The 9899-nt window shown below is 41.3% G+C and carries 9 protein-coding genes; 2 read left to right on the forward strand and 7 right to left on the reverse strand.

All coding sequences use genetic code 11. From position 1 onward, the window contains the following. Positions 1-265: 265 nt before the first annotated feature. The 4 genes from EXE29_RS16670 to betI all read right to left on the reverse strand — a co-directional run bounded on the left by EXE29_RS16670 (position 266) and on the right by betI (position 5001). Positions 266-832: an ISNCY family transposase gene (locus EXE29_RS16670; protein WP_117008163.1), complete on the reverse strand. Its 567-nt coding sequence runs from the start codon at positions 830-832 to the stop codon at positions 266-268. A gap of 297 nt (positions 833-1129) precedes the next feature. Beyond that, positions 1130-2794 (reverse strand): choline dehydrogenase, encoded by a 1665-nt coding sequence (gene betA, locus EXE29_RS16675; protein WP_117008162.1) that lies wholly within the window; start codon positions 2792-2794, stop codon positions 1130-1132. A gap of 115 nt (positions 2795-2909) precedes the next feature. Continuing rightward, positions 2910-4382, reverse strand: a complete 1473-nt coding sequence (betB, locus tag EXE29_RS16680) for a betaine-aldehyde dehydrogenase (protein WP_120365078.1) — start codon at positions 4380-4382, stop codon at positions 2910-2912. Continuing rightward, positions 4375-5001 (reverse strand): transcriptional regulator BetI, encoded by a 627-nt coding sequence (betI, locus tag EXE29_RS16685; RefSeq protein ID WP_117008160.1) that lies wholly within the window; start codon positions 4999-5001, stop codon positions 4375-4377. The genes betB and betI overlap by 8 nt, the downstream gene beginning before the upstream one ends. Before the next feature lie 545 nt (positions 5002-5546). On the opposite strand from betI, the gene EXE29_RS16690 reads away from it, so the two are divergent. Together EXE29_RS16690 and EXE29_RS16695 are read left to right on the forward strand one after the other, a co-directional pair. After that, positions 5547-7607, forward strand: a complete 2061-nt coding sequence (locus EXE29_RS16690; RefSeq protein ID WP_104442423.1) for a choline transporter — start codon at positions 5547-5549, stop codon at positions 7605-7607. Between the two features lie 12 nt (positions 7608-7619). After that, a complete protein-coding gene (locus EXE29_RS16695; RefSeq protein ID WP_104442422.1) occupies positions 7620-8237 on the forward strand; it encodes a MarC family protein in 618 nt (205 codons plus the stop codon). 285 nt (positions 8238-8522) lie between these two features. Here EXE29_RS16695 and EXE29_RS16700 read toward each other — a convergent pair whose 3' ends face one another. The 3 genes from EXE29_RS16700 to EXE29_RS16710 form a co-directional block, all read right to left on the reverse strand. Beyond that, entirely contained in the window at positions 8523-8843 is a 321-nt protein-coding gene (locus EXE29_RS16700) for a hypothetical protein (protein ID WP_104442421.1), read from the reverse strand. Continuing rightward, positions 8843-9124: a type II toxin-antitoxin system RelB/DinJ family antitoxin gene (locus EXE29_RS16705; RefSeq protein WP_035270626.1), complete on the reverse strand. Its 282-nt coding sequence runs from the start codon at positions 9122-9124 to the stop codon at positions 8843-8845. The genes EXE29_RS16700 and EXE29_RS16705 overlap by 1 nt, the downstream gene beginning before the upstream one ends. 416 nt (positions 9125-9540) lie before the next feature. After that, on the reverse strand, positions 9541-9768 hold the full coding sequence (locus tag EXE29_RS16710) for a hypothetical protein (protein ID WP_120365079.1): 228 nt from the start codon (positions 9766-9768) through the stop codon (positions 9541-9543). Positions 9769-9899: the final 131 nt, after the last annotated feature.

A 9899-nucleotide genomic window follows, 5' to 3' on the forward strand; every position in this document is an offset into this window, starting at 1 on the left:
CTTCATTCTGCTGCAGTCTAGCCAGTTTATTGAAAATACTGTAGTTGATCTTCCGTCCTTCATGCATGATCGCTACAGTGCCATCCGGGTACTCCAGAAATGAAATGTATTGCCCAACAAGCTTATGATTTAGCTCTGTCGGTTCAAGCAGATAAATACACTTGTCATACGTGATGGTGAGGTTCTTCGTGACCTTACGCGGTTCCTGCCAGGTGAATATATCCTCCAGCTCAGCATCAGATTCTGTTAGCGGACGATGTAAGTTCTATGAATTTCGCGCACACTTGGCAAACTTCTGGTTGAACTGCTCAATAAAGCAGGGTAGCCAGGCATTGGCTTTGGCAATTGAACTGATGCCTTCCAGACGCATCTCCTTGATCAAACGGTCTTGAAGGGTTCTATTCGCGCGTTCTACGCGACCTTTAGCCTGTGGTGAGTTGGCAAAGATAATATCAATCTTTAACTCATTCAGAATCCGGCCAAATTGCGTGATTTTGCTGTCCTGGCTCGATTTCTGGTTCACTCGGAATACCGAATGTTTATCGCTATATATAAAAGGCCAGAGGCTTGCCGTATTGTTCAATGTAGACTCGGGGGAAAGAATATAGTCAAAGGTCGTTTCCGTCTCACAAAAGCGTAGATGTAACAGCTTTCTAGTGGCATCATCGAGATAAACCAGCAAGCAGCATTTCGCGGAACGGCCTTCAAACCAGTCATGATATGAGCCATCAATCTGGATCAGCTCACCGAAGCAATCCCGGTTATAACGTGGCTGATATGGACGTTTAAGGCGCTTGGATCGTGGAATCCAGAGGTCATTGCCGTCATCCAGCTCCGAAGCGTTTCTAACGGGATATTCAGGTCAAACATGCTGCTGAGTTTTTCATGCGCCAAGTTGGGTCCAAATCCAACCAGATGTTCAGGAATAATGGAAAGACATCTTGATTTTAATAAATAAAACACTCGTATTAATTTTCATTCATTTTTTTAGTTGCTTTATAGATACCAAATCGTTTCACCCCAATCACTTTCCTGTCTTAAAAGTATTTCACCTTTCGCAAAGTAACGTTATCGCGATTGATTTGCAGGACTCCACTAATTGAGGTAAAACGAAAGTGGGTTGATTATGTCAATCAATATCGGCGCGGTAAAATGGAGCAGTTGAACGTGGTAAGGCTTGATGACCACGTATTTGATCCGCGATTTTCTCAGCCATCATAATGGTGGTTGCATTTAAGTTACCTGTGATAATCAGCGGCATAATCGACGCATCAACAACACGTAAATTTTGCATCCCATGTACACGACCTTGTCCATCGACTACCGCCATATCATCTTCGCCCATTTTACAACTACAGGATGGATGATAAGCAGTTTCAGCGTGATTTCGCACAAATTCATCTAATTCAGCATCGGTACTCACATCTTTTCTAGGGCTGATTTCTTCGCCTCGATAAGGATCAAGTGCAGGTTGGTTCATAATTTCACGAGTAATCCGGATAGCGTCACGAAATTCCTGCCAGTCTTGTTCGGTCGACATGTAGTTAAATAAAATACTTGGATGGTCGAAAGGGTTTTTAGATGTCACATGTACTCGACCGCGTGAAGGTGAGCGCATCGAACCGACATGGGCTTGGAAGCCATGCTCTTTGACGGCATTACTGCCATTATAGTTAATTGCAACAGGCAAGAAGTGGTATTGAATATTTGGCCAAGCAAACTCTTTGGAGGATCGAATAAAGCCACCTGCTTCAAATTGATTGCTTGCTCCAATCCCTGTTCCGTTAAACAACCACTCTGCACCAATTGCAGGTTGGTTTTGCCATTTTAAAGCAGGGTAGAGAGAAACAGGTTGCTTACACTTATATTGTAAGTACATTTCTAAATGGTCTTGCAGGTTTTCACCGACACCCGGTAAGTCATGCACCACTGGAATGTCGAGAGACTGAAGTAAAGTACTTGAACCAACACCCGAACGTTGCAAAATTTGCGGTGATGCAATCGCTCCAGCACAGAGTAGGACTTCTTTATTGGCATAGACCTGAAGTAAGTTGTTTTGATTAGCACCTTGAATATATTCAACACCAATCGCTTGTTTGCCATTGAACAAAATTTGATTGGTCATGGCATGGGTGATAATGGTTAGATTCGCTCGACCTTTGGCCATATCTAAATAGCCACGTGCTGTGCTTGAGCGTCGACCTTTGGGGGTCACGGTTCGATCCATTGGGCCGAAACCTTCTTGTTGATAACCATTTAAATCATCAGTGCGTGGATAGCCTGCTTGCACACCTGCTTCAACCATGGCATGGAATAAAACATTATTGTCTGCTTTAGGCGTGGCGACAGAAACAGGGCCAGCATCGCCATGATAGTCATTGCCACCAATATCACGGGTTTCTGCTTTTTTGTAGTAAGGCAGACAGTCGGCATAGCTCCAATTTTCAAGGCCTTTCAAGCTAGCCCATTGTTCTAAGTCCATGGCATTACCACGGATATAGCACATGCCATTAATGAGGGACGAACCGCCTAAGCCTTTACCGCGACCACATTCCATGCGGCGGTTATTCATATGAGGTTCTGGGTCGGTTAAATACGCCCAGTTATAACGACGACCTTGCAAGGGATAGGCTAAGGCAGCAGGCATCTGAGTACGGAAGTCGATACGATAATCGGGACCACCTGCTTCGAGTAAGAGCACGGAAACATCTGGGTCTTCGGTTAAACGAGCAGCCAGTACATTACCTGCTGAACCTGCGCCAATAACAATATAATCGTAGTGTTGAGAATGCATAATGATCCTTTTTCTATGGCAGGGCCACGTTGCATGAGAACGTGGCCACATGTTGAGTTGAGGATGAAAAAAAAATAAAAAGGAAGTAGGGATTTAGCTAGCTAAAATTCAGACTTTAAAAAATACTTTGGTATTCGCCTAGTTCAACTTGAACCGATTTGATGCGGGTATAGTGTTCAAGTGTGGTAATGCCATTTTCACGTCCGACCCCTGACTGTTTATAACCACCCACAGGCATTTCAGCAGGGGATTCGCCCCAAGTATTGATCCAGCAAATGCCTGCCTCAAGCTGATGAATAATGCGATGAGCTTGGGAAATATCTTGTGTGACCACACCCGCAGCTAAACCATAACTGGTGTTGTTGGCACGTTGAATAGCTTCTTCAATACTGTCATAGCTTAAAATGCTCATGACTGGACCAAAGATTTCATCTTGCACAATGTGCATGTCGTCATGACAGTCGGTGAACACGGTAGGTAAAACATATGCGCCCTGAGCAAGTGCTGCTTCAGTTCCACGTTGTCCACCAATCAATAAAGTCGCACCTTGTTGTTTGCCTGACTCAATATAAGACAAGACTTTTTCCATATGCGGAAAGCTGACTAAAGGTCCAAAGTTGGTTTCAGCCTGCATCGGGTCACCTATGCGGATACGTTTTACACGTGTAATCACAGCCTGTTCAAATGCAGCCTTGAGGGTTTGTGGTACAAATACACGGGTGCCATTGGTACATACTTGACCTGAGCTAAAGAAGTTCGCCATTACCGCAATATCGGCTGCGCGATCAAGGTTGGCATCTGCACAAATAATGAGAGGTGATTTGCCACCGAGCTCCATGGTGACTTCTTTGAGACTAGAAGCCGCAGCACTGGCCATAACCTTTTTACCCGTTGCCACACCACCTGTGAACGAAATTTTTTGAATGTCGGGGTGTTCAGTCAACCATTGACCCACTTCAGCACCAAAACCTTGTACCACGTTGAAAACACCAGCAGGTACGCCTGCTTCAGTGTAGATCTCTGCCAACTTTAAGGCGGTAAGAGGGGTCACTTCGCTAGGTTTAAAAATCATGGCATTCCCTGCGGCGAGAGCCGGAGCTGATTTCCAAAGTGCTATTTGGATTGGATAATTCCAAGCACCAATCCCTGCCACTACACCTAAAGGTTCACGGCGTGTGTAGAAAAAACTACTTTCACGTAGTGGTACTTGTTCACCTTGAATGGCCGTTGCAAGTCCTGCGTAGTACTCTAAAACATCTGCACCAGTGACAATGTCCACAGTAGAAGTTTCACTGAAGGCTTTCCCTGTATCGAGTGTTTCAAGGCGAGCTAACTCGTCATTACGTGCGCGTAAAATATCGACTGCACGACGTAAAATACGGGCACGTTCGACCGCTGTTTTGGCAGCCCATTCACGCTGCCCTTGTACAGCACTTTGCACTGCTGCATCGACATCAGCTTTGGATGCTTGCTGAATAGTGGCAATGACCTGACCTGTAGCAGGATTGATACTGTCAAAGGTTTGATCACTGGTGGCATTGAAATATTGTCCGTGAATATAAAGCGAGTGAAGCTGTACATCATTCATTTTGTTGTTCCTGCCGTATCTGTTGAATTAAGCGAAGTTGCATATCGACATAGTCGTATGCAATAGAACGTGCCAAATCACGATCAAATGCTTGATGACCACTTAAACTCCCACGTAACCATAAGCCATCAATCAGTGCTGCTAACCCTTTAGCGGCTTGGCTTGCTTGTGACTTCGGCATGAGTTGCAAGAAATGAAACTTCAAATTTGAATAAAGACGTTGGTCATTAATTCTTTGCAGTCGACCTAAGTCGGGTAGGTGCATACTGGCAGACCAAAAATCCAGCCAAACCCGCATAGCAGTGTTGTTGACCTGACTGATGTCAAAGTTGGCATCAATAATGGCTTTGAGCGAATGTTCTGGACTGGGCTGCGCCACCTTTACTTTATAACTCGCCGTGGTCTTGGCTAAGACATTGAGCATTTGACGCATGCAACTGTGTATGAGACCTTGTTTATCACCAAAATAATGACTCACAATGCCGGTAGAAAGCTGTGCTTTTTTTGCAATTTGAGCAATGGTGGTATTGGATAAGCCCACTTCATAAATGACTGCATAGGCAGCATTAATGATTTCTTCACGGCGCTCATGCTCAGGTTTTACTCTACGTTTATTCATGACAATCCAAAACAATTTGCCTTAAATTTAAAGGTGTTAGATTCAATAACTTACATGGAAAGCATCATAGCATTTTTTTATAATACTCATTATTGATTGAGCGTTCAATCAATAATGAGTACACTTATGGTTAAATTCAAAGCAAAGTACTGCTAAATTGCTTTGGATGTTCCACATAACTGTTTATTTATCAAAAGGATGTAACATAAGGGTTTAATTGCAGAACATCATTCAGAAAAGTGAGCTGATGAGCTATAGGTTTACGGTTTTATACTTTTTTCGAGTTGAGAAAGCTCTTATAGTCATTTTGAGGGGAGATATGTGTAGGATTCCTATCAAAATATCAATGAACAAGGGTGGCTCACATTTTAAAACTGTGTAGAAAATGCACCTCATAATTGATTTAGACCTTCGGGTTTAAAGAAGATAGCGTTTTTATTTCTGATAAAAATACTGTCGTTTTCGTTAGTCGATTTTTAAGCTCTCGACCACGAGAAGTTTAAAAATTGTCTTTTGTCTTTTTTATTTACTTTCTTGAGGATTGTATGGCAACAGATAATCCAAGAGCAGTTGATGATCAAACATTAGCGCCTAAAGACCGTTTAAATGGTGTGGTCTTTTATATTTCAGCTCTCATTATTTTAATTTTTTCTGTTACCACCATTTTGTTTAATGACTTTGCTAACCGAACCTTAAATATGGTTTTGGCTTGGGTGAGTTCAACTTTTAGTTGGTATTACTTACTCGCAGCGACCTTGTATATGGTCTTTGTGATTTTCATTGCCTGTTCTCGCTATGGCAATATCAAATTAGGTCCCAAACATTCCAAACCTGAATTTAGCCTTTTAAGTTGGTCTGCAATGCTGTTCTCAGCTGGGATCGGCATCGATTTGATGTTCTTCTCGGTGGCGGAACCTTTATCTCACTATATGCATCCACCTGTGGGTGAGGGGCAGACCCTAGAGGCTGCACGTCAAGGCATGGTGTGGACGCTGTTTCACTATGGTCTAACGGGATGGTGTATGTATGCCTTGATTGGCATGGCATTGGGCTATTTTAGTTATCGCTATAACTTACCACTGACCATTCGATCTGCTTTATATCCGATCTTTGGTAATAAGATTCATGGGCCGATCGGTCATAGTGTCGATACCGCTGCGGTCATCGGTACTATTTTTGGTATTGCTACGACCTGCGGGATTGGGGTAGTACAACTGAACTATGGCTTACATGTGTTGTTTGATTTACCTGAAAACCTTTGGATGCAAACCGCATTAATTGTGGTTGCGGTGGTAATGACCATTATTTCAGTGACTTCAGGGGTGAATAAGGGACTGCGAGTTCTCTCCGAGATCAATATTTATGTTTCTGTCGGCTTGATGCTGTTTATTTTGTTCTTAGGCAATACCGAATTTTTACTGAATGCTTTTGTGCAAAATATTGGGGACTACATTAACCGTTTTCCAAGTATGACTTTGGAAAGTTTTGCCTTTGAACAACCGAAAGAATGGATGAACAGTTGGACATTGTTCTTTTGGGCATGGTGGGTGGCTTGGTCACCATTTGTAGGTTTGTTTTTAGCACGGATTTCACGTGGTCGAACCATTCGTGAGTTTGTTAGCGGAACTCTCATTATTCCTCTGTTTTTCACACTCACGTGGTTATCAATATTTGGAAATAGTGCACTACATAGTGTGATTTTTGATGGTAACTTAGCCCTTGCACAGAGTGTGATTGCAAATCCTGCACATGGTTTTTATGACTTACTGGCTCAGTATCCATGGTTTCCGTTTATTGCAGGTGTGGCCACAATTACTGGCTTACTATTTTATGTGACCTCGGCGGACTCTGGTGCGCTGGTGTTGGGTAATTTCACCACTCAATTTACCAATGTCGATCATGATGCACCGCGATGGTTGAGTGTATTCTGGGCCATAGCGATTGGTTTATTAACCCTTGCAATGTTGATGGCTAACGGGATTACGGCACTACAAAATGCCACAATCATTATGGGGTTGCCGTTTAGTTTTGTGATGTTCTTGGTCATGGCAGGTTTGTATAAGTCATTGCGTTTAGAAGACTATCGACAAGCTAGTAGCAGTTTAAATGCTGCACCCGTGGTGGGCAATGTCGACATCCTCAACTGGAAAAAGCGTTTGTCCCGAGTCATGCACCATCCAGGAACAACTGAAACTCGGCGTATGCTCGATGACATCTGCCGGCCTGCGGTGATGGCGGTTGCCGAGGAAATGCAAAAACGTGGTATCGACATCAGTGTTCAAGAAAGTGCGCTAGAAGAAGACTCAAATCTATATCATTTAGATTTGATGATTCATTTGGAAGAAGAACAAAACTTTGTCTATCAAATTTGGCCAGTACGTTATATCGCTCCGACCTTTAGTGAACGAGGCAAACTGGGTAAACGCTTCTACTACCGTCTTGAAACTTATTTGTATGAAGGTTCTCAAGGCAACGACCTTGTTGGTTATACCAAAGAGCAAGTGATTAATGATGTGCTGGATCGTTATGAGCGCCATATGACCTTCTTACATATCAATCGAATCAGTCCAGGGAATCGTCCCTTATTTCCAGACCCTCAAGGATAATTAGGAGGAACCATGTTGACCTCATATTTACATGCTTTTGCTTTGTTTTTCTCATTGCTGAATCCGTTTTTAATGAGTATTTACATGATTGGCATGATTCGGAACTCCGAAGCTAAAGTGTTTAATAAAGCCTTGATTCAGGGCTGTCTCATTGCTTTTATAGTATTTATGCTGTTCGCATGGGGTGGGGAAGCGATTTTTAGTAAATATTTAAATGTACGCTTTGAAGCCTTTCAAATATTTGGTGGTCTGATCTTCTTGGTGATTGGTTATCGCTACGTGTTTCAGGGAGCAGATACCATTGGTGAAATGCGTGGTGCGCCTGAGCATTTGGCAGGAACCATTGCGATGCCTTTTATGATTGGTCCAGGAACCATCAGTGCTGCTGTGGTGACAGGTATGGCACTGCCAATCAGCGGCGCAGCGATGATTATTTTTCTGACTTTGGCGTTGACCTGTGGCTTGATGATTTTAATGAAATTTGCGCATGACCATTTGCGTTATAAGCATGCCAAATATATTGACCGTTATGTTGATATTGTCGGGCGACTGTCAGCCTTACTGATTGGGACTATTGCGGTAGATATGATTATTAATGGGGTTTTAGGTGTTTTAACAGAAACGTACTGACATACTCCCACCACTTTCGCTTAGCTTAAGTGGTGGATTCTAAAAGACAATACTCTTAGGCGACTTTTTTTTGCGGATTTCACTTGTTTTTTTGCTTAGTAGGTCGACCTTTACTACACATCTTCCAAAAACATAACTGTTAGTCCCACCGCCCACCGATGTGTCTGGCTGCAGATAAAGTTCGACCTGATGCTGTTTAAAATCAGCTGCGAAGATTCTGCTGGTTTTTTACTGCAAATTCATATTTAAATGATCATTAAGTATTGTGCTAATCTGGACAAACAGTTATTGCTCTTTAAGATGATTAATTAATCGTTCATAGTCATTTTTAGAAAGTTTACCAATGTAAGTTAATTTTGTCATATCAATTGGCAATTGATATGTCTGTACAGTATCAATCCATGATTTTTTACTTAGTCCAACCGATTTCCAATCTGTAATTTCAATATATTTACTTTTAATAAAGTCAGATTTATTGTCATATTGACTGCTTAAACGGAATACGATGTAGTCTTTTTTTGTTTGTCGAATATATAAAACAGGACGGGTTTTACCATCTGCTATGTCTGTAAAACCAACGTAAGCCCAATACAAGTCCTGTGCCATTAGTATCCACCATCATCATTTAAAAACTCTTGAGCAGATTTTGTATCGGATACTTTTACACTCGGAATATTATGGCTCAGGGCTATGAGTTGTGCTGTATTAAAATCATCATCACTTATTTGATTACTCACAGGAATTCGACCTGTTTTAGCAATTTCAGCCATAACCATACTAAAAACAGATGCAGGGGTTAGCCCAACTTTTTTGATTATGTACTCTGCTGATTCTGAGATTGCCTCATCCACAGTATATTGAACTCTTTTTTTAATTAGCGTAGACATTTAACACCTCTTAATCTTTTCAATGCCATTTTACGGCATAAAGTGACACCAAACAAGTAAATAGTAAGTGTCCATTCTTAATAAGAATTGGTGTCCAAGTAGCTGTTGATGTGCATCATAGACCGGACATTTTTATTGGTGAGAATATAGACACTTTAAATGGTTTCTAACATTTTTATTGCGTATAACAGCCATTATGTTAAATGGAAATATTTAGTGATTCAGAATTTACTTTTTCTTGTTATAAAAGATGACAAGTAGAATGATGATAATCGCTAAGATCAAAGAAATAATTGCTGTTTCCATAGCTCAGAGTTCCTATTTTTTATTTGTGTAGGTAGATCTATTTTGTGGCTTAGAAATCAGTATTTTTCAAGAAAAAAAGAGAGCTAATTGCTCTCTTTTTGGGGAGAGACTTATTCAAAGTGAAGTTGATACTCGTCTGTGGTGATTTTAATTTTGAGGTTCTTATATTTTCTTTTTGTGGCACTAAGCGCAGAGTTGGTAACTTCGTTATGGAATTTAGGATCATTCATTAGATCGTGAAATAATTTATATCCGATCAATAACTTACTTGATCGTTTCTTTTCTTTTAAATCAATTTCAATTAGTTGATCCAATTCTTGTACAGAAAAACTATGCATCTTACCCTCGCTAGTATGTTTCTGAAGGAGAAACATACAGGTTTGATTATAGGAACTAAAGGAATATTTAGCTTTTGCTATATGGAATATTATTGTAAAAATAAGAGGTTAAATTTATATAACGTTTAATT

Origin of the sequence: Acinetobacter sp. WCHAc060006 (assembly GCF_004209135.1) — a bacterium.
In the GTDB taxonomy this organism is placed as follows: domain Bacteria; phylum Pseudomonadota; class Gammaproteobacteria; order Pseudomonadales; family Moraxellaceae; genus Acinetobacter; species Acinetobacter cumulans.